22 protein-coding genes are annotated in these 23227 nt (G+C 71.7%); 11 read left to right on the forward strand and 11 right to left on the reverse strand.

What is annotated here, in order from left to right; all coding sequences use genetic code 11:
• Positions 1-320: 320 nt before the first annotated feature.
• From ACWDVB_RS26420 to ACWDVB_RS26430, 3 genes are all read right to left on the reverse strand, one after another.
• Entirely contained in the window at positions 321-1172 is an 852-nt protein-coding gene (locus tag ACWDVB_RS26420) for a hypothetical protein (RefSeq protein WP_451517131.1), read from the reverse strand.
• Between the two features lie 158 nt (positions 1173-1330).
• Positions 1331-2179 carry an ABC transporter permease gene (locus ACWDVB_RS26425; RefSeq protein WP_451517130.1) on the reverse strand — a complete coding sequence of 283 codons (849 nt, stop codon included), beginning with the start codon at positions 2177-2179 and terminating at the stop codon, positions 1331-1333.
• The gene (locus ACWDVB_RS26430) at positions 2176-3240 is read right to left on the reverse strand and encodes an ATP-binding cassette domain-containing protein (protein ID WP_451517129.1); all 1065 of its coding nucleotides are present in this window, start codon (positions 3238-3240) and stop codon (positions 2176-2178) included. Before ACWDVB_RS26430 ends, ACWDVB_RS26425 begins: the two co-directional genes overlap by 4 nt.
• 169 nt (positions 3241-3409) lie before the next feature.
• On the opposite strand from ACWDVB_RS26430, the gene ACWDVB_RS26435 reads away from it, so the two are divergent.
• Positions 3410-3856: an SH3 domain-containing protein gene (locus ACWDVB_RS26435; RefSeq protein ID WP_451517128.1), complete on the forward strand. Its 447-nt coding sequence runs from the start codon at positions 3410-3412 to the stop codon at positions 3854-3856.
• Between the two features lie 39 nt (positions 3857-3895).
• Entirely contained in the window at positions 3896-4300 is a 405-nt protein-coding gene (locus tag ACWDVB_RS26440) for a hypothetical protein (protein ID WP_451517127.1), read from the forward strand.
• A gap of 213 nt (positions 4301-4513) precedes the next feature.
• Here ACWDVB_RS26440 and ACWDVB_RS26445 read toward each other — a convergent pair whose 3' ends face one another.
• On the reverse strand, positions 4514-5809 hold the full coding sequence (locus tag ACWDVB_RS26445; RefSeq protein ID WP_451517126.1) for an SGNH/GDSL hydrolase family protein: 1296 nt from the start codon (positions 5807-5809) through the stop codon (positions 4514-4516).
• A gap of 226 nt (positions 5810-6035) precedes the next feature.
• On the opposite strand from ACWDVB_RS26445, the gene ACWDVB_RS26450 reads away from it, so the two are divergent.
• A complete protein-coding gene (locus ACWDVB_RS26450) occupies positions 6036-6944 on the forward strand; it encodes a LysR family transcriptional regulator (RefSeq protein WP_451517125.1) in 909 nt (302 codons plus the stop codon).
• Between the two features lie 25 nt (positions 6945-6969).
• Here ACWDVB_RS26450 and ACWDVB_RS26455 read toward each other — a convergent pair whose 3' ends face one another.
• The 4 genes from ACWDVB_RS26455 to ACWDVB_RS26470 all read right to left on the reverse strand — a co-directional run bounded on the left by ACWDVB_RS26455 (position 6970) and on the right by ACWDVB_RS26470 (position 10400).
• Positions 6970-7416, reverse strand: a complete 447-nt coding sequence (locus ACWDVB_RS26455) for a DUF7144 family membrane protein (RefSeq protein WP_451517124.1) — start codon at positions 7414-7416, stop codon at positions 6970-6972.
• A 176-nt stretch (positions 7417-7592) separates the two neighbouring features.
• Positions 7593-8591 (reverse strand): SGNH/GDSL hydrolase family protein, encoded by a 999-nt coding sequence (locus tag ACWDVB_RS26460; protein ID WP_451517123.1) that lies wholly within the window; start codon positions 8589-8591, stop codon positions 7593-7595.
• Between the two features lie 88 nt (positions 8592-8679).
• Positions 8680-9816, reverse strand: coding sequence for an abortive phage infection protein (locus tag ACWDVB_RS26465; RefSeq protein WP_451517122.1), 1137 nt, complete (start codon positions 9814-9816; stop codon positions 8680-8682).
• 218 nt (positions 9817-10034) lie between these two features.
• The gene (locus ACWDVB_RS26470) at positions 10035-10400 is read right to left on the reverse strand and encodes a PH domain-containing protein (protein WP_451517121.1); all 366 of its coding nucleotides are present in this window, start codon (positions 10398-10400) and stop codon (positions 10035-10037) included.
• Positions 10401-10592: 192 nt separating this feature from the next.
• Here ACWDVB_RS26470 and ACWDVB_RS26475 point away from each other — a divergent pair, with 192 nt between their 5' ends.
• Positions 10593-10892, forward strand: a complete 300-nt coding sequence (locus tag ACWDVB_RS26475) for a hypothetical protein (RefSeq protein ID WP_451517120.1) — start codon at positions 10593-10595, stop codon at positions 10890-10892.
• Between the two features lie 47 nt (positions 10893-10939).
• Here the strand turns inward: ACWDVB_RS26475 and ACWDVB_RS26480 are convergent, their stop codons facing one another.
• Positions 10940-14845, reverse strand: a complete 3906-nt coding sequence (locus tag ACWDVB_RS26480; RefSeq protein WP_451517119.1) for a BTAD domain-containing putative transcriptional regulator — start codon at positions 14843-14845, stop codon at positions 10940-10942.
• A gap of 181 nt (positions 14846-15026) precedes the next feature.
• On the opposite strand from ACWDVB_RS26480, the gene ACWDVB_RS26485 reads away from it, so the two are divergent.
• From ACWDVB_RS26485 to ACWDVB_RS26495, 3 genes are all read left to right on the forward strand, one after another.
• A complete protein-coding gene (locus tag ACWDVB_RS26485) occupies positions 15027-15566 on the forward strand; it encodes an SDR family NAD(P)-dependent oxidoreductase (RefSeq protein ID WP_451517118.1) in 540 nt (179 codons plus the stop codon).
• Between the two features lie 5 nt (positions 15567-15571).
• On the forward strand, positions 15572-16831 hold the full coding sequence (locus ACWDVB_RS26490; RefSeq protein WP_451517117.1) for an MFS transporter: 1260 nt from the start codon (positions 15572-15574) through the stop codon (positions 16829-16831).
• Positions 16832-16907: 76 nt separating this feature from the next.
• Positions 16908-17108: a hypothetical protein gene (locus ACWDVB_RS26495; RefSeq protein ID WP_451517116.1), complete on the forward strand. Its 201-nt coding sequence runs from the start codon at positions 16908-16910 to the stop codon at positions 17106-17108.
• Here the strand turns inward: ACWDVB_RS26495 and ACWDVB_RS26500 are convergent.
• Positions 17096-17887: an NAD(P)H-dependent oxidoreductase gene (locus ACWDVB_RS26500; RefSeq protein WP_451517115.1), complete on the reverse strand. Its 792-nt coding sequence runs from the start codon at positions 17885-17887 to the stop codon at positions 17096-17098. The two genes, ACWDVB_RS26495 and ACWDVB_RS26500, sit on opposite strands and share 13 nt — an antisense overlap.
• A gap of 126 nt (positions 17888-18013) precedes the next feature.
• On the opposite strand from ACWDVB_RS26500, the gene ACWDVB_RS26505 reads away from it, so the two are divergent.
• The gene (locus tag ACWDVB_RS26505) at positions 18014-18907 is read left to right on the forward strand and encodes a helix-turn-helix domain-containing protein (protein ID WP_451517114.1); all 894 of its coding nucleotides are present in this window, start codon (positions 18014-18016) and stop codon (positions 18905-18907) included.
• Between the two features lie 70 nt (positions 18908-18977).
• Here the strand turns inward: ACWDVB_RS26505 and ACWDVB_RS26510 are convergent, their stop codons facing one another.
• Positions 18978-19679, reverse strand: a complete 702-nt coding sequence (locus ACWDVB_RS26510) for a DUF4232 domain-containing protein (RefSeq protein WP_451517113.1) — start codon at positions 19677-19679, stop codon at positions 18978-18980.
• Between the two features lie 529 nt (positions 19680-20208).
• Between ACWDVB_RS26510 and ACWDVB_RS26515 the strand changes: the two genes are divergently transcribed.
• The 3 genes from ACWDVB_RS26515 to ACWDVB_RS26525 all read left to right on the forward strand — a co-directional run bounded on the left by ACWDVB_RS26515 (position 20209) and on the right by ACWDVB_RS26525 (position 23132).
• Positions 20209-21252, forward strand: a complete 1044-nt coding sequence (locus ACWDVB_RS26515) for a polyprenyl synthetase family protein (RefSeq protein WP_451517112.1) — start codon at positions 20209-20211, stop codon at positions 21250-21252.
• A 210-nt stretch (positions 21253-21462) separates the two neighbouring features.
• Positions 21463-22374 (forward strand): ABC transporter ATP-binding protein, encoded by a 912-nt coding sequence (locus ACWDVB_RS26520; RefSeq protein WP_451517111.1) that lies wholly within the window; start codon positions 21463-21465, stop codon positions 22372-22374.
• On the forward strand, positions 22371-23132 hold the full coding sequence (locus ACWDVB_RS26525; protein ID WP_451517110.1) for an ABC transporter permease: 762 nt from the start codon (positions 22371-22373) through the stop codon (positions 23130-23132). The genes ACWDVB_RS26520 and ACWDVB_RS26525 overlap by 4 nt, the downstream gene beginning before the upstream one ends.
• The last annotated feature ends 95 nt before the right edge of the window (positions 23133-23227 follow it).

Below are 23227 nucleotides of genomic sequence, written 5' to 3' on the forward strand. Positions count from 1 at the left end.
GTCAGGGGCGCGGGGAACGGCGCGAGCAACCACGTCTGACCCGCAGGTGACGGACGGCGTTCGGGCCCCGTCAGGGGCGCGGGGAACGGCGCGAGCAACCACGTCTGACCCGCAGGTGACGGACGGCGTTCGGGCCCCGTCAGGGGCGCGGGGAACGGCGCGAGCGACCACGTCCGACCGGCAGGTGACGGACGGCGTTCGGGCCCCGTCAGGGGCGCGGGGAACGGCGCGAGCAACCACGTCCCACCCGCAGGTGGCACACGACGGCGGAGAACCCCGGCCAGCCACCAAGCAACCCGCAGAAGACCCCGCAGAACCGCTCAAGCACGCCGCAGGCGCACGTGGGGAGTCAGCCAGACCGCCGACGCGACCACCAGCGCCAACCCCATCACCACCCAGGACGCAACCCACAAGGACGCCGTCAAGGCGTCATACACCGCGCCCACCGCGTCCCGGGACACATCCGCAGGAAGGTCGTCTAGCGTGAGCCCGCGTCCGACGGCGAGAGCCACCAGAAGCAGGCCGGCCGCCAGCGCCACCCCAAGCCCCGTGGCAACCACCGCCCTCCGGCGGGAGACGGAGAAGTAGACACCGGCCACAGCGAAGACCACCGCCGCCACGGGAAGCCACAACCCCGCCGACTGGAGCAGATGGAAGACCCGCCGCAGCCACCCGAGGTCCTGGGACCGCATCACCGTGACCTCCGTGTGTTTCACGGGGATCTTCGAGGCGAACGGCACCCCGTCCTCGGACAGTTGCCGCTTGATCCGTTCGGTGATGGGCGCGAGGTCGATCGTGACCTCACCGGCGGAGTCGTCGCTCAAGGCCCGCTGCACAGCGTCGTGCGCCGCACGGTTCGCCGCGTTCCACGCGGTCTTGTAGGCCGCCGTCTCCGTGAAGGACCCCACCGCGTCACGTACGAACGTCTCGACCGTGCCCTGAAGCGGCCCCGCGTCGATCTCCTCCATGACCGTGTCGGTGACCGCGTCCGCCACCGCCGACCGCACCGCCGGGTCGGAGGCCAGCGGCGCCATGGTGGCGACGTAGTTGTCCGGGTCCCCGATCTCGTACCGCGACCAGGTGGAGAGGGCGCCGAGGGGGACGAGGAGGCAGGTGAGGACGAGGAGGACGGCGGACAGGGGGCTGCGGACGCTGCGGACGCTGCGGGGCACGCATCCCAGGCAAGGCCCCGCTCACGCGGGACGCGAGCGGGGCGACTGCATATGGGGCAACGAGGTCAGCCGACAGCACAGGCCAGGCAGCTCGTCCCGGCCCGGCCCGGCCTGACCCGACCCGACCCGGCCCGGCCCGGGATGGAGCGCGACCGCCCCTATTTGCGGTTGTACAACCGCATCGTCACCGGCCCGAACACCGCCACCAACACCACCGCCCACCCCAGCGTCCACCCCAGTGCTGTCGTCGGCGACGTGCCGTCCATCAGGGCGCGGACCGCCGAGGAGACGTGGGTGATGGGGTTGTTGTTGACGAAGGCCTGGAGCCAGCCCGGCATCGTCTCGGGTTTCACGAAGATGTCGCTGAGGAAGGTCAGCGGGAAGATCACCATCATGCTGACGCCCATCACCGACTTCTCGGTGCGCAGCAGCAGCCCGAACATCGTCCAGATCCAGGAGAAGGCGAAGGAGAAGACGAGCAGGACCGCGATGCCGCCGATGACGCCGAGGAAGCCGCCGTCCGGGCGGAAGCCCATGATGAGGCCGACGGTGAGGATCACCACGGACGCGATGGCGTAGCGCAGGGCGTCGCCGAGGAGGTAGCCGACCATCGTCGAGGGGCGCCAGATCGGCAGCGTACGGAAGCGGTCGAAGACGCCCTTCTCGATGTCCGTGTTGACCGAGACGCCCGTGTACATCGTGATCATGACGACCGACATCACGAGGATGCCCGGCAGGAGGTACTGGATGTACTCCTGCGGCGATCCGGCGAGCGCGCCACCGAACAGGTACGTGTACATCAGCACCATCATGATCGGGAAGGCCGTGACGTCGAAGAGCTGCTCCGGCACGTGCTTGATCTTGAGCATGGCGCGCCAGCCGAAGGTCAGGCAGGCGGAGAGCGCGCTGGGCCGCGGCGGCCGTTCGGTGGAGATGAGGAGCTCGGCGAGGGACTCAGTTTTGACGGGCGCGATGTCCTGGGTCTCGGTGGGGGCGGCGGTGCTCATGCCGTGGCCTCTTCCTTCACGTCGGTCGCGGGGGTGTGGTGGCCGGCGTCCGAGCCGGTCAGGGCGAGGAAGACCTCGTCCAGGCTGGGCTGGCCCAGTGCGAAGTTGTCGACGGTGATGCCGGCGCGGGCCAGCTCGGCCAGCGCGCGTGAGGCCTGCTCGGCGGCGCCGCGACCGTCCTGCGCGCCATCCGTGCCGCCCACGCCATCCGTGCCGCCCGCACTGTTCGTGCCGCCCGCGCCGTCCGTGCCCACGCGGGCCGTCAGCGCGACCGGGTCCGGCTCCAGCTGGATCTGCGCGTCGAGCACCGCGCCGAGGAGCCGCGCGGCCTCCTCGCGCTGCCCGGCGTCCCGCAGCCGCACATGCACCGAGCCGGCGCCGACGGATGCCTTCAGCTCGCCCTTGGTGCCCTCGGCGATGACCTTGCCCTTGTCGATGACGGCGATACGGGCGGCCAACTGGTCGGCCTCGTCCAGGTACTGCGTGGTGAGCAGGACGGTCGTACCGTGGCCGACGACCGCGCGCACGATGTCCCAGACCTGGTTGCGGCTGCGCGGGTCGAGGCCCGTCGTCGGCTCGTCGAGGAAGAGCAGGTCGGGGGTGTTCAGGATGGACGCGGCTATGTCTATGCGGCGCCGCATGCCGCCCGAGTAGTTCTTCACCTGCCGGGTCGCCGCGTCGGTCAGGCCGAACGCTTCGAGGAGCTGCCCGGCGCGGGCGCGCGCGGCCTTCTTGGTGTGCCCGGTGAGGCGGCCGAGCAGGAGCAGGTTCTCCAGGCCGGTCAGGTCCTCGTCGACCGACGCGTACTGCCCGGTGAGGCTGACCCGCTCGCGTACGGCGTCCGCCTCGCGCACCACGTCGTGTCCAAAGACGTGCGCCTCGCCGCCGTCGGGCCGCAGCAGGGTGGCGAGCACCTTCACCGCCGTGGTCTTGCCCGCGCCGTTCGGCCCGAGGACGCCGTAGACCGTGCCTGCCGGGACGGTGAGGTCGATGCCGTCGACCGCGCGGTTGTCGCCGAAGGTCTTGACCAGACCCGCGGTCTCGATGGCCATGCTGCTCATGTCCGCCCGCCTTGTCACAAGGATTGTCGAAGGACTGTGTCGAAGGACTGTTGTGCGAGGGCAGACCGGGGTCGCCCCGGAAACTCATCGGTTTCCAGGCTAGGGAAGGTTCCGGTGGAGCGTTGGGTCGAACGGGTGTTTCCTGGATGGGGGGACGAGGAGGCCGATCATGCGAATCGCTCTGACCCTGGGGGCGGCCTGCGCGGCAGCCGTGCTGACCGCGGGGTCCGCCGCCGCCACCACGGCCACGGCCACCGCCGTGAGCCCCGCCAGCCCAACCAGCCCCGTGAGCCCTGCCAACAACGACAGCAGCGTCATCTGGGGCACCGTCGTCTCCGGACCCGACCTGAAGGTCAGGGACGAGCCGAGCACCGGCGGCGCGATCGTCGCGAAGCTGCCGTACGGCAGTCAGGACCGCGTCGAGTGCGTCACGCACGGCACCGCCGTGCACGGCGACCCCCACTGGTACTGGCTGACCGGCGTCCGCGGCTGGGCGAGTGCCGCGTACGTCGACACCGGAGGCCGCTCCGTGCCGAGCTGCACCTCCGCCGACCCGTGCCCGCAGTGGCACGACCGGGACTGCCACCACGACCCGTGCGCGTACCGCGACCGCTGACGCGCAGCAGGGGCGACAGAGGCAGAGAAGGGAACCGTCATGGCACACGCCGCACCCCCCGCACACCCCCGCTCCATGCCCGGCTCACGGGCGTCCACGACCTCCGCCACCCGCTGGGCGGGCCTCGCCCTGCTCATGGGCGTCGTCTATGGCCTCTGGGCCTGCGCCATACGGCGTGACGGCGGGCCGATCACCACCGGGAACGTCCTGCTCGGCGTCGTCACCGGCGTCGTCTTCGCCGTCCTCATGTACGCCTTGCACCGGCTGTCACACGCACTCCCCCGCGAGCTGCGCTCCCTGTCCTGGATGGTGTTCGCGGGTGTCACCTTCGGCTTCCTCTACAGCCTGGGCGGGGCGAGCGTGCTGCGGTCCACGATCATGGCACTGCTGGTCGGCGCGGGCGTCTTCCTGGCGACGTTCTACCGCTACTACACGACCGAGTGAGCGCGCCCGTCCCAATGCCTGTTCCCGCGCCCGGTCGGACGCCCGCCCTCGGACCCGGTCGGACGCCCGCCCTCGGACCCGGTCGGACGCCCGCCCTCGGACCCGGTCGGACGCCCGCGCCCGGCCCGTCGCCCGCCCCAGCGTCCCGGACCCCGTCCCCGTCCCCGTCCCCCTTCGGCGCACCCCGGCCCCCAGACGCCTCCACGGTGGTGGTCACAGCCGCTCCAGGTCGACCGCGCGGGCCATGGCCCGGTAACCGGCGTCGTTCGGGTGCAGGTGGTCGCCGCTGTCGTAGCGCGGGGCGATCCGCTCCGGGTCGGCCGGGTCGGCGAGGGCCTTGTCGAAGTCGACGTACGCGTCGTACTCGCCGGACGTACGCACCCACGTGTTGAACTCGTCGCTCACGGCCGCCGCGTGCGGCCCGTAGTGGTCGGAGCCGCCGAGCGGGAGCAGCGTCGCGCCGACGACCTTCACGCCCTTGGCGCGGGCTTCGCGGATCAGTTCGCGGTGGCCGTTGATGAGTCGGCGGGCGGAGACGGTCGGGGCGGGCTTGTAGGTGGGTTTGTCGGCCTCGCTGAAGCCGATGTCGTTGACGCCTTCGAGGACGACGACCGTGCCGACGCCGGGCAGGTCGAGGGCGTCCCGCGCGAACCGGCCGGTGCCCTTCTCCCCGTACCAGGCCGAGTCGTTGAGGACCAGGTTGCCGCCGATGCCGGAGTTGAGGACGGGCCGCTGGTCGCCGGCCTCGGCGAGGCGTTCGGCGAGGGCGTCGGACCAGCGGCGGTCGCGGTCGGTGGAGGAGGCGAAGCCGTCGGTGATGGAGTCGCCGAAGAGGACGACGCCGTCCCGCTCGGCGCGCTTGGGCCCGCTCACGTCCACGCCGGCGAGGTAGTACCAGGACTCCGTCGACTCGCCGAAGGCCTTGCCGCCCGGGTCGGCGGTGTGGTCGCCGTCGGAGCGGTAGCTGGTGGCGAAGGACTGGGCGTGGAAGGTGGCGGGGCCGGTCGTGCCGGAGAGGTGGAGCGTGACGGTCACGGACTCGAAGGGGTCGAGTTCCACGCCCACCGCGTCGCTGGACAGTTGCGCGTGGGCGGGGATGGTCACGGACCGCTTCCCGCCGAAGGAGAGCCGCCGCACCGATCCCTTCTCGACGGCCGCCCCCTTCTCCGTACGTGCGACGGTGGCGCTCTCTATGCGCAGGGGCGAGGCACCGTACGCGTTGGAGAGCCGGATGCGGGCTCTGGTGCCGCCCTCGGTGACGCGGACGACCTGGCGCAGGGTCTGGCCGTCGAAGCCGGCCTCCGACCAGTTGGGCTTGAAGCCCGTGCTGGGCCGCTGCGGGGAGGTGGCCCAGGCGGCGGTCCATCCGGCGTCGGAGGCGGCCCGAGCGTCCGGGGCCCGGTCGGCCGGGGACGAGGCGTGGGCGCCGGTGAGGGCGACCCCGGCGGTCAGGGCGAGCGCGGCGGCGGTGGCGGTGGCGACAAGGGAGATGCGGGCATGCGAAATCATCGGAGGCTCCAGGGAGTTGGGCGGGGAAGGGCCGATCCGGCGTCGCGCCGAACCGACTCCTCAAAGATCCGCCGAACTCGATGGCCCATCAATGGCGAACCATGAAACGATCTGCGCGCTCCGCTTATCGATGCAGGTCACAGGCGTTACAGGAGGACAGCGCCACAGGGTGACAGCGCTACACGGTGACAGCGCTACAGCGCTACACGGCTACAGGGGGAATGGCATGGAGCGGCAAGAGCTGGAGACCTTCCTGACGCTGGCCGAGGAGCTGCACTTCGGCCGCACCGCCGAGCGGCTCCTGCTGTCGCAGGCCCGGGTCAGCCAGACGCTGAAGAAGCTGGAGCGCAAGATCGGCGCCCCGCTCTTCGAGCGCACCAGCCGGGTGGTGCGGATGTCACCGCTGGGGCGGCGGCTGTACGAGGACGTGGCGCCGTTGCACGCGCAGCTGGAGGCGGCCGTGGCGCGCGCCAAGGACGCGGCGCGGGGCGTCGAGGGCGAGCTGAACGTCGGCTTCCTCGGCTCGGGCGCGGGCTCGCTGACGGCGGCGATCCTGGCGACGTTCCGCGAGCGTTGCCCCGGCTGCGAGGTGACCATGCGGGAGACGCAGTTCCAGGACCCGCTGGGCGCGCTGCGCTCCGGCGACATCGACCTGCTCTTCACCTGCCTGCCGGTGGCGGAGCCCGACCTGACGGTCGGCCCGGTCGTCATCAACGAACCCCGCGTCCTGGCCATGCCGCTCGGCCACCCGCTCGCCGGGCGTACGTCGGTCTCCCTGGAGGAGATGGCGGGCGAGACGTTCTTCGGCGTCGTCAACAGCGCGCCCGCGTACTGGTGGGACTTCCACGTGCCGCCCCTTACGCCGAGCGGCCGGGCGATCCGCCGTGGCCAGGCCGTCGCGACCTTCCAGGAACTGATGACGCTGATCGCCACGGGCCGGGGGATCTCCCCGGTCATCGCCTCCGTGGAGCGGTACTACGCCCGGCCTGACGTCACCTTCGTACCGCTGCGGGACGTTCCGGCGGCGGAGGTGGCGCTCATCTACCGCACCGCCGGTACGAGTCCTCGCTCGGAGGCGTTTGTCCGGGCGGTTGAGGACACGGTCGTCGCGAATGGCGGGCCTGCGGAGTTCTGACGAGAAGCTGCCCTGTCGGGGCGTCTCAGGGGCCCGCGCTGTCCGGGCGGTCCGTGCACAGGGCCCAGATCACGAAGACGCCGAGCGCGATCGAGATGAACGCCCACACCGGCGTGTACGGCAGCCACAGGAACTGCGCCACGACGCCGAGCGCCGCCAGCGCGACACCCGCCGCCTTCGCCCAGCTCGCGCCCATGAGGATGCCCCAGCCGGTGACGGCGATGACGATGCCGAGCACCAGGTGGATCCAGCCCCACGTGGTGAGGTTGAACTTGTAGACGTAGTCGCCGATACGTTCGTACACGTCGTCCTTGGCGATGCCCGCGATCCCCGCGAACACGCCGAGGAGACCGTTCACCAGCATCAGGACACCGGCGAACATGGTGCCGCCGGTGGTCCACACGTCCTTCCCGCCCCCGTGCTCGCCCCCGTGGTCCGGCTTGCCGTGCGCGGTACCGGTAGCGCTGCTCATGGCCACCCCATCTCTCACTGTCAGGACTCACAGCGTGTGACGGGTCTCCGGGCACGGCGACCGGGCGTACTCCGAACGGGTGCCGGGGAGCTCCTCGGCGTCGCACTCGTTGGAGCTCCTTGGCGTCGCACTCGGACCCCACCGTCCTGCCGCCGCCGTCAACAGCGCCCCGGTTGTCAGGAGTCGTCGGCCACGGCCCGCGTGATCGCGTCCGCCATCCGCCGGATGCCCGGCGAACGCACCGGGCACGGGCGTGACTTGGCCGTGGTCGGCGCCAGGCAGAAGTGCAGGTAGTCGTCGCCGAGGTGCAGAGCCGTTCGCCCCCGCCCCGGCTCGGTGCAGTACGCCGCGTTCTTCGTCTCGTACGCCGTGCACGGCAGCTCCTTGACCCAGGTGTAACGGGCCGACGCCGGGGCGACCGCCTTGCCCGCGTCGGCGACGAGGCCGCCGGAGGCGCGGGCCTGCGCCTCGTAGATGCCGTTGACGCGGCGGACGCGGTCGGGCGTGATCACGTCGGGACCCTGGAGCACCCAGACGATGCGGGGCCGGTCCGCTCCGGCGGCGGAGTTGATCTGGCCGGTCAACGCCCGTGCGTCGGCGGCGTACCGCTCGAAGTACTTCTCGCGCGCCTTGTCGTACGTGATGCCGTCCATGCACGGCGTATAGCCCCAGGCGTTCCCCCAGAACTGGAGCACCACGTAATCGGGCCGCTCGGCACGCACCAGCGCGGCGGCCTTGTCCTTGTCCGGGACGAGGGAGTCCTTGCCGGTGCCGTCGAGATAGTCGCAGAGGGTGGTGCCCGAATAGGGCGCGCTGCGGTAGCGGGCGCCGAGGTCGTTCTTGAGGTGGGCGCCGAGGACGTCCTGGTTCTCCATGGCGAGGGAGTCCCCGAGATAGAGCACCTTGGGGGCCTTTGCCCGCGCCTTCTCTGCAATCCGCTGCCGAGTGGTGGAGGTGGGGGACGGGGAGCGGGGGGCGTCGGGTGAGTCGGGTGAGTCGGGGGCGGTGGTGGAGGGGTCGGGGCGCGCGGCACTGCCGGGGACCTTCGGTACGTCGTCGGCGGCGGCGGCCGAGGTCCCGCCCCCGGACCCGGGGTCACCGCACGCCCCGAGCAGCAGCACAGCAGCGAGCGCCCCCGCGCCCATCCCTGTGTTCGTCCCCCACAACTTCCGCATACGGCAACTCCCGCCCCACTCAGCCGAAACGGCCCCTAGGCAAGCACATGCGCGACGGCGGGGGAAGGCGTCGGCGGGCCAAGTACGGTCAGGGCCGCGCGGCCCGTTCGAAGTGGCGGGCCAGCGCGTGGAAGGACTCCTTCGGCTCCCAGTGCCAGCGGGAGTCCGGATCGTCGTGGTGGTCCCTGACCGTCTTGGTGATGCTGTAGCCCGCCATGTCGATGTCGTGGAGCGGTTCGGTGGGGTGGTGCGGGGCGTCGGGCGAGACGAAGCTGTAGACGAGGGCCGCGTGGAGGTCCATGGACTCGAAGGCGCCGAAGACGTCCATGAGGTACGCCGCCTGCGTGCCCTCGCTGCGCCTCAGATCGCCGATGATCTCCTCGGGCCGCTTGGTGTAGTCGACGACGTCGTGCCAGCCCATGCCGCCGCGCTCGGGCGCGCCCTCGTACGTGCACGAGCCGCACTCGGTGATCGCCACCGGCTTGCCCCAACGGCGGTAGGAAGTCAGCTCCTTGACGTACGCGGCACGCTCGCGGTGGTACGCGTAGTAGTTGACGCTGACGATGTCGAAGAGGGACCAGTCGACGTCGTCGTCCTGCGCGGCGCCGTAGGTGAGCGGGCCGTGGAAGACGGAACGGCCGGTCCGCGCGGCCCGCGCGATGAACTCGCGGAGCTTGCGCGCCATCTTCTGGGGATCGAAGTTCCCCTTGAGGATGTTGTCGACGCGCTCCAGGGCGTTGGCGCCGGGCACGATCCCGGGAACGTACAGCAGGAACTCGCACCCCACGCTCAGGTACACGCGCGCACCCTGGCGGCGCATGCGCTCCGCGTAGCGGCCCGTCTCGGCGAGATGGTCGAGAATGTCGCGTTCCGGTACGTCGCCCAGGCGCGGCTGGAGCCAGACGTGCAGTCCGCGTTCGGCGGCCTCGGAGGCGGTGGCGGCGAGGCGGTCGACTCCGTCGCCGAAGACGGATACCGAGCCGGCGTGCAGGTCCTGGCGGATGGCCCGCAGGTCGGCGCGCATACGGGCAGCCGTCCAGCGGGTGGCGGAGGACTCACCGGCCCCGACCTCGTAGCAGACGCCTCGGTAGGTGAGGCCGGGGTGGCTGCGGTCACTGGGGTGGCGGAGGTGGCTGGGCTGGCTGAGCTGGCCGAGTTGGCTGCGGTGGTTCTCCGTCGCGGCCGCCCGTCCCGTGGTGGCGGCCAGCGCACCACTGGCGGCCACCGCCCCCGCCCCCGCGATGAACCGGCCCCTGCTGATCGCTCCGCTACGTACTTCGCTACGTACTTTGTTGCGTCCTTCGTTACGCACTGCGCCTCCCGTGGTGTCGGGCCACCAGCCTGGCGGGCCGGCGCCCGGCGCCCATCGGCCGAAGGTCTATCCGACTCTGGCCGAAGGGTGCGCCACGGGGGCAGAGGCGGAGGCGGGGGCGGGCGGCGTGGTTAGCGCGCCACGAACTGCGTGAGGATCGCCTGCACCTCGTAGATGTCGACGCCCTTGGTGAACGTCTTCTGGAGCGGCGTCGGGTTGCCGGAGATCCAGATCTTCAGCTCGGCGTCGAGGTCGAAGTGCCCGGCGGTCTCCACGGCGAAGTGCGTGATGCTGCGGTACGGCACCGAGTGGTACTCGACCTTCTTGCCGGTGATGCCCTGCTTGTCGACCATGATCAGCCGACGGTCGGTGAACAGCATGGTGTCGCGTATCAGCAGGTACGCGGCGTGCACCTGCTCGCCGTGGCCGAGCAGCCGCGCGTAGTCGTTCTGTGCCTTCGCCGGATCGACGGTGTGCGCGTTTCCGAACAGTGCCATGTCAGGCCCCCCGCTCTATGGATCAATCCCCATACCCCGTGCCCCGGATGAGTCACGGGATCGGCTCACCCTAACCGGGAGACCTCGCTCTGCGTCACGGCGACCACCGTCACCGGGTGCGGTGACGGTGACGGTGACGGCGACGGCGACGGTGACGGTGACGGCGACGGTGTCGACAGCAAGCCCGACCCGGTGCGCGACCAGCAGTGGGCGCTCGACGCGCTGAAGCTGCCGGACGCCTGGGAGAAGGCGAAGGATGACGACACGGTCATCGCGGTCGTCGACACCGGAGTCGACCTGGACCGTCCCGACTTGAAGGGCCGCCTGGTCGCCGGGCACGACTTCGTCGACGGCGACGAGGCGCTGAAGAACGACCCCGACCAGATCATGCGCGGGATCCGGGCCAGCGCGAAGAATCCGGAGAAGGTGGTGAAGCTGGGGCTGGGGGTGGTGGACGCGAAGGCGGCGGTGGGGGCGTCGCCGAAGTCCTGAAGCACGGGGCTCTGTCTCCTTACCGATTTCCACCCCTCGCCGGAGAGTCAGCGGAGTCCGTGGAATTCGTGGAATTCGTGGAATTCGTGAAGGGGCGGCAGCTTCGTGCCCCGCTCGAATACCTCGGCGAAGGCCGCATCACCCAGGGCGGCCTTCGCCGAGACCGTGATCCTGTCGACGTCACCGCGCTCGGCGGCCGGCAGCGGGGCCCCCACGCTGCGGCGGGCCGCGTCCGCCGTGCCCAGCAGCAGGGCCGCGCGCTCGGCTCCGGCCGGGTCCCCGGCGAGGGCGGCCGCGCCCGCCAGGCCCTCCAGGGAGAGCGCGAGGGCGCGTGGCTCGGCGAGGCCGCGGGCGATCTCCAGACCGCGCAGGTGCTCGGACTCGGCGCGGGCGCCGTCGCCGCGGAGCTCGGCGAGGAAGCCCAGCTCCGCGTGGAGCAGGTGGTCGCCCGCCGGGGAGGACACGTCGGCGTGGCGGTCGCGGATGCGGAGCAGGTACGACTCGGCGGCGGCGAGATCTCCGGAGCGGCGCGCTCCGAGGGCGAGGCCCATCTCGGCGTGGATCTCCCCATAGCGGTACCCCTGGGTGGCGGCCAGCCGCCGGGCCTCCTCATGCAGCTCACGGGCCCGCTCCCAGTCCCGGGTGAGAAGGGCGAGCCGGCCGAGCCCGGAGAGCCGCGCGGCGACCTCCGCCTCCAGACCCAGCTCCCGGGCGATGCGGAGCCCCTCGTCCTGGCGGCGCGCGGCCTCTGCGTACTCACCCCGGATCTCGGCGAGCACGGCGAGCGGCGTGAGGGCCTGCAACTCGCCCCACCGATCACCCAACTCGGCGAAAAGCTCGGCACCACGGGCCCCGTCGCGGCCGACCGCGTCAAGATCCCCGCGAATCAACGCGTGCATGGCCCGCAGCCCGAGGGCGGCGGCGGTGCTCCACTGGTCCCCGGCGGCACCGGCAAGCGCGATCACCCGCGTATTGACGCGCTCGCTCTCCTCCTGGTCCCCGGCGCTGAAGAGTCCGTAGGCGTAGAGCCAGAGGTGGTGGACCGCACCACCGGTACCGAGACGGCCGTCAAGTCTGACAGCCGCGTCAGGAAGAGCCGCGTGAGGGACAACGCCGCCGGGGGCAACCCGGCTGGGGGCGCGGGGAACGGCGCGCTCAACCACATCGCACCCGCAGGTGGGGGCAGGCCCGGTCGCCCCGCTGGGGGCGCGGGGAACGGCGCGCTCAACCACATCGCACCCGCAGGTGGGGGCAGGCCCGGTCGCCCCGCTGGGGGCGCGGGGAACTGCGCGCCCAGCCACATCGCACCCGCAGGTAGGGGCAGGCCCGGTCGCCCCTTCAGGGGCGCGGGGAACGGCGCGCTCAACCACATCGCACCTGCAGGTGGGGGCAGGCCCGGTCGCCCCGCTGGGGGCGCGGGGAACGGCGCGCTCAACCACATCGCACCCGCAGGTGGGGGCAGGCCCGGTCGCCCCGCCGGGGGCGCGGGGAACTGCGCGCCCAGCCACATCGCACCCGCAGATACGCGACGGCCCAATCACCCCTCCACGGCCGCGAGGAACTCCGCGCCCAGCCACATCGCACCCACAGACCCCCACCACCTCCCCAGTCAGCAACACAAAAGCCCTCCGAAGCACCCGAAGCTCCCGAAGCTCCCGCAGCTCCCCCCACTCCGCCTCCGCCGACCCCAAGCACCCCGAACCAGACCCCAGGCCAAGAACCGCAGATAGCGAACGAAGTGCCTCCGTAAGGCGGCCTCGAAGCAACCACCACCAGGCCAACGCGCCAGCGAGCCGCACCGCCTCCCGAGGCGAGTCCCCGCGTACCGCCTCCTCCAGCGCCGCCCGCAGATTCGCCGCCTCCGCATCGAGCCGGCCGAGCCACACCCGCTGGCCGCCATCACGCAGACGCGGCTCGGCCCGTTCGGCCAGCGCCAGATAGTGGCGCAGATGGCGTGCGCGTACGCCGGTGAGGTCCTCCATCTCAACCAACCGCTCCACGGCGTACGCGGCTACGGACTCCAGAAGCCGATAACGCGTCGCCGCTCCAGCTCCAGCTCCAGTTCCCGCTCCCTCACCCACTGCCGCCCGCCCCGGCACCGTCATCACCACCACCAGAGACCGATCCACGAGGCGCGTCACCAGGTCAAGAACCTCCTCGCGGGCCACACCGTCACCCGCACACACCGCCTCCGCCGCCTCCAGGGTGCAGCCGTCACGGTGCACGGCGAGGCGTCGCAGCACGATGCGTTCGGGGGCGCTGAGCAGCTCCCAGCTCCAGTCGATCACCGCGCGCAGAGTCTGCTGGCGGGCCGGGGCGCCACGCTGCCCCGAAGTGAGCAGCCGGAAACGGTCGCCGAGCCGCGCCGCCAACTCCTTTACGCCGAGCGTACGAACGCGCGTAGCGGCGAGTTCGAGAGCAAGCGGAATGCCGTCGAGCCGACGGCAGATCTCGGCGACGGCCTCCGCGTCACCCGGGTCGGCGAGCGTGAAGCCGGGGGCCGAGGCGCCGGCACGGGCGGCGAACAGACCGACGGCGTCGTCCGCGTCCAGAGGCTCCACGAGGAACACGGCCTCACCCGTGAGGCCGAGCGGCTCCTGACTGGTGGCGAGGATCCGGAGCCCGGGCGCGGCCCGGAGCAGCGCGTCGGCAAGCGCGGCGGCCTGCTCGACGACCTGCTCACAGTTGTCGAGGACGAGAAGCGTGCGGTGTTCCCGCAGGGCGGCGGCGAGGCGCTCAACGGAACCGGTTCCAGCTCCGGAGCCGGAACCGGAGCGGGGCCCGGGCAGCCCGGACGGCGCATCGTCACGAAGACCAAGCGCCCCGGCAACGGCCTGTGCGAGATCGGCGACGCCACTGTCACCGCGCTGCCCCGCGAACTCGACAAGCCACACACCGTCATCCGCCTCCGCCCCCACCTCCACCCCCGTCGCAGCCTCGACCGCAAGCCGCGTCTTCCCAACGCCACCGGACCCGGTGAGCGTCACAAGCCGCGCGGCACCCAGCAGCCCCCGGACCTCCCCAACGGCATGCTCACGCCCGATGAGGGGAGTGAGCGGGGCGGGGAGGTTAGTACGGGGGAGGCCAGATCCGTCACTCCCGGTCCGCGAAGACGGCTGCGGCGAGGACGTCTCCGGCGAGGACGCCTGCGACGAGACGGGCGGCTGGGTGGGAGACACCCGCCGCGAAGTGGCGGACCAGGGAGCAACCCCGTCCAGCACAGCGTCCTGCCGAAGAATCGCCCCGTGCAGCGCGCTCAGCTCGGGCCCGGGTTCCACCCCCAACTCCCGCACCAGCCGCTCCCGCAGCCCCGCATAAGAAGCCAGCGCCTCACTCTGCCGCCCCGCCAGATACAGGGCCCGCATCTGCACCCCCCGTAGCCGCTCCCGCAGGGGATGCCGAGCCACGAGGTCCGCCAACTCCCCGGTCAGCAACGTACGGTCCCCCGAGGCGAGCCGCGCCTCCGCCTGCTCCTCCAGCACGGCAAGCCGCTGCTCACCCAGCCGCCGCGCGGCCCCCCGTACGAAAGCCTCGTCGGCGAAATCGGCGTACGCGGGGCCCCGCCACAACTGAAGCGCCGCAGTCAGGAGTTCGGCCCGCACACCCGGATCGCCCTCACGGCGCGCCCCGCCCACCAGGTCCAGGAAGCGGAACGCATCCACCTCGTCCCCAGCCCCCGCGTCCACCCGCAGCCGGTAACCGGGCGCCTGATGCACCACACGGTCACGGCCGATGGCCCGGCGCAGCTGGGAGACCTTGGACTGCAAGGCGTTGGCGGGGTTGCCCGGAGGCTCGTCGCCCCACAGGTCGTCGATGAGCCGGTCGGCGGAGACCGGCCGCCCCTCGTGCACCAGAAGATCGACGAGCAGCGCCCTGACCTTCGCCTCGGGAACCTTTACCAGTTCCCCCTCGCTGTCCCACACCACCAGTGGACCGAGCACCCCGAACCGCATGTGGATCACCGTACACACCCCCCGAAACCCGAGTCGGTGCCCATCAGCGTGCTCATCAGCGTGCCCACCACCGTGCTCATCAACGTGCCCATCAGCGAACCATCAGCACCCCCGAAGCGCCCAGGAGCAGAGTCGTCCCCACCGGAACACAGCCGCACCGCACGGCAAAAGGGAGGGACACATGCCCAAGTACACGGGCCGCAAGGCCGTAGTCATCGGCGGCGCGACCGGCCTCGGCCGGGCCATCGCCAAGCGACTGGTCGAGGGCGGCGCCGAGGTCCTGCTGACCGGTGGCCCCACGGCGGACCTCGCGGAAGCCGCCGCGGAGGTGGGCCCCGGGGCCCACATCATCCGCTGCGACCCGATGGACTCGACGGACTCGACGGACTCGACGGACACGACGCAGGCCGCGGCGCAGACCAAGACCCTGGCCCCCGCCATCGCGGCACAGCTGGGCGGGATCGACCTCCTCTTCGTACACGGAGAAGCAGACCTCCCCGCGCCACCCCCACCCGCCCTGCTCCGACTCCTCCGGGACGGCGGCTCCGTCGTCCTCACCGGCGCGACAGCCGACCCGGCGGTCAACTCGCTGGCGCCGCTGCTCCGTTGTCACGCCTCCATCAACGAAACGGCCCGCACGGCGCTCCACCTGGCAACAGAGACCCAACACGCTCCCACCCAACACGCTCCCACCCCACGTGCTCACACCGAAAGGCCCTAACCGAAATGTCCACCACAGACGCCACAAACACCGCAGCAGTGCGTCGCCCACCCCACCCCGACCCCAACCCCACCCTCAACCCCAACCCCCAGAAACTCCCCCTCACCGCCCTCCTCGCCCTGGCCACCGCTGTCTTCATCACCAGCCTGACCGAGACGCTGCCCGCGGGCCTGCTGCCCGCCATGAGCGCCGACCTGGGCGTCAGCGAGTCCGCGGCGGGACAGACCGTCACCGTCTACGCCCTCGGCACCGCGCTCACCGCGATACCGCTGACCGCGGCCACCGCGGGCTGGCGCCGCAAGCGGCTGCTCCTGATGGCGATGGCCGGATTCGCCGCCGCCAACACGGTCACGGCGCTCTCGGGCAACTACACAATCACCATGTCCGCCCGCTTCGTAGCGGGCGTAGCCGCTGGCCTCGCCTGGGCGCTGCTCGCCGGGTACGCCCGCCGCATGGCGCCCGTCCACCTCCAGGGCAAGGCGATCGCCATCGCCATGGCGGGCATCCCCGTGGCGCTCTCGCTCGGCGTACCGGCCGGCACGTTCCTCGGCAAGGTGCTCAGCTGGCAGGTGGCGTTCCTGGTCATGACCGGCCTCACGGTGGGCCTGCTGGCCTGGATCACCGCGCTCGTCCCCGACTTCCCCGGTCAGCCGCGCGGCGCGACGCCGCCGATGCTGCGGACGCTGCGCGTACCGGGCGTGACGCCGGTCCTCTCCGTCACCCTGGTCTTCGTACTCGCACACACGGTCCTCTACACCTACATCGCCACGTTCCTCGACGGACTCGGAATGGGCGGCTCCACCGATGTCGTACTCCTCGTCTTCGGCGCCGCCTCGCTGGTCAGCATCTGGATCGTCGGCGCCCTGATCCACCGCAGGCTGCGCGCGCTCACGCTCGCCGCGGTGCTTCTGGTGGGTGTGGCGGCGGCCGTGCTGGCGGTGTTCTCCGACACCCCGGCGCTCGTATACGCCGCCGTGACGCTGTGGGGTCTCGGCTGGGGCGGCGCCCCCACCCTGCTCCAGACCGCCGCGGCCGACGCGGGCGACGCGGGCGGCGACGCGGCGGACGCCGTCCAGGCCATGCTCGTCACCCTGTGGAACCTCGCCATGGCGGGCGGCGGCATCTTCGGCGGCGTACTCCTCGGCCTCTCCGGCACCTCGTCCTTCCCCTGGACGATCCTGCTCCTCATCGTCCCGGCCCTGCTCATGGTCCTCGCCGCCCGGACCCACGGCTTCCCCGGGAAGCGGCCGGGCACCGAACTGTAAAGCTCTGCCCACAGGTCTGAGATGATCGGGGCCCGTACGAACGGCTCTGCGAAGGTCCGGGCCGGGTGGGGTGGGGATGTCGATGATGGTGTTGCTGCTCAGCGTGGGGATACTGATCGCGGCGGCGGGCCTCGGCGCCGTCGTGTGGGCGGCGCGGGGCGGCCCGCGCTGGGTCCATGGCGTGGCCAAGGCCACGACGGTGGCGGCGGAGTTGGCCGCTTCGGCCGCCAAGAAGAGCCGTCGAGGCGGCAGCAGTTCCGGGGATCAGAACGTGTGACGGCTGTGCAGCCCCAGACCGCTGGCCCCCGGCGCCTCCACGCCCGGCAGCAGCCGCATGTCGTGGTCGTAGTCGCCGCCGAGGAGCGTGCGGAAGGGAAGGGGCGCGTCCGTGAAGAGCCCGTCGAGCCGTGCCGCGTACTCCCGCCGAGCCGTCGCGAACCGCTCCTCGGACAGGTCATTGGCGCCGTACACCGCGAACGGCGGGAGCGGCGCCACGCCGGTGAACCAGAGCAGGCCGTGCTGGAGCGGATGGAGTACGTCCGACAGCTCCCCGTGGATGCCCCGGTCCGAGAACGACGGCTCCCGGGCCCCGACCGTCACCGACACCAGCGCCCGGCGCCCCGCGAGAGTCCCCTCGCTGTAGGGCGGGAGAACGGTGGGACCGTACGCGAACCCGGCGGTGAACACCCGGTCGATCCAGCCCTTCAGGATCGCCGGCACGGAGAACCACCAGAGCGGGAACTGCAACACCACCGCGTCCGACCAGCGCACCTTCTCCTGCTCCGCCGCGACGTCCGGTGTCAGCCGCCCCGCGAGCGTGGCCTCCTGCGAGGCGGCCATGACCTGTAGACGGGGCGCGGCGGCCCCGCCCTCGTACGCGTCGTCCGGAAAGTCGTCGGCGTCGACCGTCGCCTTCCACTTCATGGCGTAGAGGTCGGACACCCGCACCTCGTGCCCGGCGGCGCGCAGGTGGTCGACGGCGAAGTCGGTCAAGGCGGTGTTCAGGGAACGGGGTTCGGGGTGGGCGCTGACGACGAGGATCTTCTTTACGTTCATGACGCCACGCTCTCCCGGACGTGCCCGGCCGGCCAGCACCCTGTTCAACGGCGGAACGGCAGTCCTGGTACCCCCAGGACCACCCTCACTCCGCCCCGAGGGGAGCGCGGACCCATACTTGAGCACATGGACAGCAGCGGCGGCAGCGGCGGCAGCCGTGACGGCGGCGACACCGGTCGGGACCTCGGCGGCTTCCTCCGCGCCCGCCGGGCCCGCGTCGCGCCGGAGCACGTCGGTCTCCCCGGCGGCCCCCGCCGCAGAGTGCGCGGCCTGCGCCGCGAGGAGCTGGCCCAGCTGGCAGGCATCAGCGTCGACTACTACGTACGTCTCGAACAGGGCCGCGCCACCCAGCCGTCTCCCGAAGTCCTCGACGCCCTCGCCCGGGCGCTCACCCTGGACACGGCGGAACGCACGCACCTCGCCACCCTGGCCGGGACCGAGCGCGGCGCGGCGCCGAAGGCACGGGTCAGCCCGTTGCTGCGGCGGGTCCTGGACGCCGTGGCCGATGGCTTCCCGGCGTTCGCGACGGACCACCGTCTCGACGTCGTGGCGTGGAACGACCTCGGTGCCGAGCTGCTCGGCGGCCTGGCCGACCCGGCACCCCGCCGCGACCGCAACAACGCCCGGTACCTCTTCCTGGACCCGGCCTCCAGGGACGTACACCCGGATTGGTCCGACCGTGCGGCGGAAGCCGTGGGCCAGCTGCGGGTGGCTGCCGGACGCTACCCGGACGACGCGGAACTGGCCTCGCTCATCGCCGAACTCACGTCACGCAGTGCCGACTTCCGCCGTATCTGGGAGAGCGGCGAGGTGGTGATGTGCGCGTCGGGCAGCAAACGCCTGCGCCACCCCGTGACCGGCGTACTCACTCTGGACTTCGAGTCCCTTCACGTACCGGCGGCGCCCGGCGAGACGGGTCTGGTGGTGCACGTGTTCGGTGCGGCGGAGGGTACGGAGGCGGCATCCGGGCTCGCCCGCCTCGCCGCCGGAGTCAGCGACGCGCAGACGGCGGAGAGATAGGCGCCGGCCATCTGGGCGGGGAGAGCAGTTCGCCGTTGTTCAGAGCGAGTCGAGAGCAGATGCTCCGGGCTCAGAAGTCGTCGGCGCCATTGCGCAGCTCGTACGTCCAGTAGCCCGTCGCCCACTTCGCCGGGTCCACGGCGATGCCGCTCTCGCCCGGGGCGTGGACGGCGGTCATGCCGCCGCCGCCCTGCAACGTGACGGAGAAGTCGGTGACGACCTCGCTCTCCTCGTGGGCGCCACCGTCCGACAGCTTCACCAGGGCGTACGCCGGGGCGCCCGCCTTCAGCACGATGGGCGCCGCGGGCTTGCTCTTGGCGACCGGCGGCACGTTCTCGCGGTGGCTCTCCAGGAACTGGATCTCCGGGTAGCCGGTCATCTTGCAGGCGTGACCGGAGGTGTTCTTCGCGGTCAGGACGATGTGGGTGTAGGGCGGGCCGTTGTGGCGGGCGGCGCTGACGGAGACGTCCTTGGTGGTGCAGACGGGGGCGGCGGCCTTGGTTTCGGTGCCGCCGGACTTCGACGGCTCCGAGGCTGCGGACGACCCCCCGGACGACTCCGAAGGCTTGGCCGAGGAAATGGAGACGGAAACGGAGCCATCGGACCCACCGGAGCCGCCCGATCCGGCCGATCCGGCCGATCCGGCCGATCCGGCCGACTTCACCCCCGTGCCGCCCCCGCCGCAGGCGGTGAGGGACAGCGCGAGCGCGGCGGCCCCGGCCACGGCGAGAACGGTGGTGCGGGCGCGGGTGTGGCTGCGGAACGTACGCATGGGAACTCCCCGTGAGGTAAGGCTCTTGACTGAAGGACTGAAGGCGCGAGACGGCCCGACCCTGACCGACCGCGCGCCTGACCTGCTGACATCCATGAGTCTCGCCCTCCCCCCTCACGTCCCGCTGCCGCCCGGCTCACGTCCCGCTGATGTCCTTCCGGGCCGACCGCGTCCGCCCGAGGTGCGAGCCGTTTCCGACAGACGGCTCCCGAGCCGTACCGACCGCCCCCGGAACGTTCCGCACCGCTGACGGCGGCCCGCGGGGGAATGTGATTGTCGGCTGGGCGCACCGTAATAGGGCTGCGCCGCCTCGGTGATCTCTGTGGCGGACGCGTGCCGTGGCTTTCCCGGACTCGGTGCAAGCGATTGGATTGCGGTGGCGGCGGCCGGAGCCCGGAGCCCGGAGTCCGGAGTCCGGAGCCCGGAGTCCGGAGCCCGGAGCCCGGAGTCCGGAGTACCGACTTCGGGGTGCGGAGTACGGGGACCGGTGCTGCCGCGATTTTCGTTGCGCCGTCGTGAGGAGCAGTGCATGTTGCAGATCGCCGGCTCGGCGCCCGTGGGCGCGTGCTCGCAGCGGGGCTGGGTCGACGGCCTGCTGACTCCCGCCCTTCAGGCGGCGGTGGCCGCCCTGCCCGCGGCCGAGGCGCGGGTGGCGGGGTACCACCGCGGCTGGTGCGAGGCCGACGGGAGTCCGAGCGGGGCGGCGGTGCGCGGTGGCGGCAAGTCGGTGCGGCCGCGGCTGGCCATGCTCTGCGCGATCGCGGTCGGCGGCGCCCCCGACGACGCGGTTCCCGGCGCGGTGGCGGTGGAACTCGTCCACGACTTCACGTTGCTGCACGACGACGTCATCGACGGCGACGCACTGCGCCGGTACCGGCCCGCCGCCTGGTCGGTGTTCGGCACCCCGGCCGCCGTCCTCACGGGGGACGCGCTGCTGGCGGCGGCGCTGCGGGTGGTGGCCGACGTGCCCACGGGCAGCGCCGCGGCGCTCAGGGAACTCGTGGGCACACTGCTCGACCTCGTCGAGGGACAGAGCCGCGATGTCGCGTTCGAAAGCGCACACGAGGTGTCCGTGGCGCAGTACCTGGCGATGGCCGAGGGCAAGACAGGCGCGCTGATGGGATGCGCGTGCGCGCTGGGCGGTGTGCTGGCCGGTGCCGATGACCAACAGGTGGTCGCGCTGCGGGACTTCGGGCGGCGGATCGGAGTCGCGTTCCAGTGCGCGGACGACGTACTGGGCATCTGGGGCCGAACCGCCCGCAGTGGCAAGCCGGTCGGGGCGGATCTGGCGGCCCGCAAGAAGTCGCTGCCGGTGGTGGCCGCGCTGGCGGGCGGTGGTGACGCGTCGCGGCGGCTGAAGGCCCTGTACGGCTCCCCGGCCCCCTTCCAGGAGCAGGACATCGCTCTGGTGGCCCGGCTGGTGGAGGAGGCCGGCGGTCGGCAGGCCGCCGAGGAGGAGGCGCACCGCCAGGTGAACACCGCGCTGCGTTCCCTGTCGTGCGCGCAGCCGGCTCCGGAGGCGTACCAGCAACTGCGGGACGTCGCGCGGGGGATGGTGGGCCGGGAGTTCTGAGATCGGCGGAGGCCAGAATTCGTGGAGCGGGCACGCCCTGGGGGTGGCGTTTTTGTTTCGTGTGCGCCAGATGCGTGACTTCGACCGACCTGGGCCGTTTGTCTGGACGGTGGCCGCGCGTGATGTCCGCCCGGCCGTACCCCAACCGCCCGAGGCGGGACACTCGTATCCGCCCGAGGCGGGACATTCGTACGGAAAATCAGGGGAGTCGTGCAGCGGACGGAGCAGCGGACCGAGCAGCGGACTGAGCCGCAGGCCGAGCCCAGTGCGGCACTTCCGAACGACCTGCCGGCGGTGGCCGTCTACGGACTGCACGTGGTCCGCGGCGGCAGCGGAGTCCTGCAGAACCTCTCCTTCAACGTGCCGCGCGGCTGCATCGTCGGCGTCCTCGGCCCCAGCGGCTGCGGCAAGACCACGCTGCTGCGCTCCGTCGTCGGCGTACAGCAGCCCACCGAGGGGCACGTCCAGGTCCTCGGACACCGGGCGGGCGCCTCGCAGTTGCGTACGCGCGTCGGCTACGTCACGCAGGCCCCGTCGGTGTACGCGGACCTGACGGTGCTGGAGAACCTGCGCTACTTCGCCGCCGCCCTCGGCATGCGGGGCTGGCGGCGGGAGGACTCCGTGGTCCGCGTGGTCAAGGAGGTCGACCTGGCCTCGTACGCGGACAAGCAGGTCACCCGCCTGTCGGGCGGCCAGTACTCGCGGGTGTCGCTGGCCGTCGCGCTGCTGAACAGGCCGGACCTGCTGGTGATGGACGAACCCACGGTTGGCCTCGACCCGATGGTCCGCCGCGAACTGTGGCTGGTCTTCCAACGGCTGGCCGACGAGGGAACCACGCTGCTGGTCTCCAGCCACGTCATGGACGAGGCCGACCGCTGCGACCGGCTCCTGCTGATGCGTTCGGGCCGGCTGCTGGCCAGCACGGACCGGGACACCCTGCTGCGGTACACGGCCTGCGCGGATGTGGAAGAGGCGTTCATGTTCTTGGTGGAGGCCGCCGCGGTGGCCGAGGCACGGGCCCGGCAGCGGCCCGCGGCACAGACGATGCTGCCCGCCCTGTTCGACCAGCCCACCGCACCGGCCGCCGAGGGGTCCTTCTTCGCGATGGAATCCCTGCGGTGAGCGTCGCCGGACTGGCCGAACGGCTGCCGTTCTCGCCCACCATCACCGGCGCGACCGCGGTACGGGTGCTCCAGCAGGTCTCCCGCGACCGGGGCAGCACCGCCCTGGTGCTCGGCATCCCCTGCATGCTGATGGTGCTGCTGAAGCTGATGTTCCACACCTCGGAGTCGACGTTCGAGCGCGTCGGCCCGCAGGTCTTCGGCATCTTCCCGGTCATCGTCATGTACCTGGTCGCGTCGGTGTCCACCCTGCGGGAACGCACCACCGGCACCGCCGAGCGGCTCCTGACGATGCCCGTACGACGCCTGGACATCGTCCTCGGCTACAGCCTCGCCTTCACCTTCCTGGCCCTGCTGCAAGCGGTGCTCTCCACGCTGCTGGCCGTCGGGCCGCTCGGCCTCGACATCAAGGGGCCCGCGTACTTGCTCATGGTCATCGCCATGCTGGGCGCCCTGCTGGGCCTGGCGCTCGGCCTGCTGGTGAGCGCCTTCGCCCGCAACGAGTTCCAGGCGGTGCAGTTTCTCCCGGCGGGCGTGCTGCCGCAGTTCCTGGTGTGCGGCCTGTTCGTGCCCCGCGAGGACATGCAGGGCGCTCTGGCCGGCATCGCGAAGATGATGCCGATGACGTACGCGGTCCAGGCCGCGGGGGAGGCCGCCGATCACGCGGGGATCACGGGCGTGTTCGTGCGGGACGCGTTGCTGATCCTGGCGTGCGTGATTCTGGTGCTGGTGGCGAGTGCGGCGACGTTGAAGCGTTGAGCGTCGCCGCGGGCGTACGAAGAGGGGGCCGTACGAAGAGGGGGCCGTACGAAGAGGGGGGCCGTACGAAGAGGGGGGCCGTACGAAGAGGGGGG

The organism is Streptomyces sp. NPDC003379, from assembly GCF_053589195.1.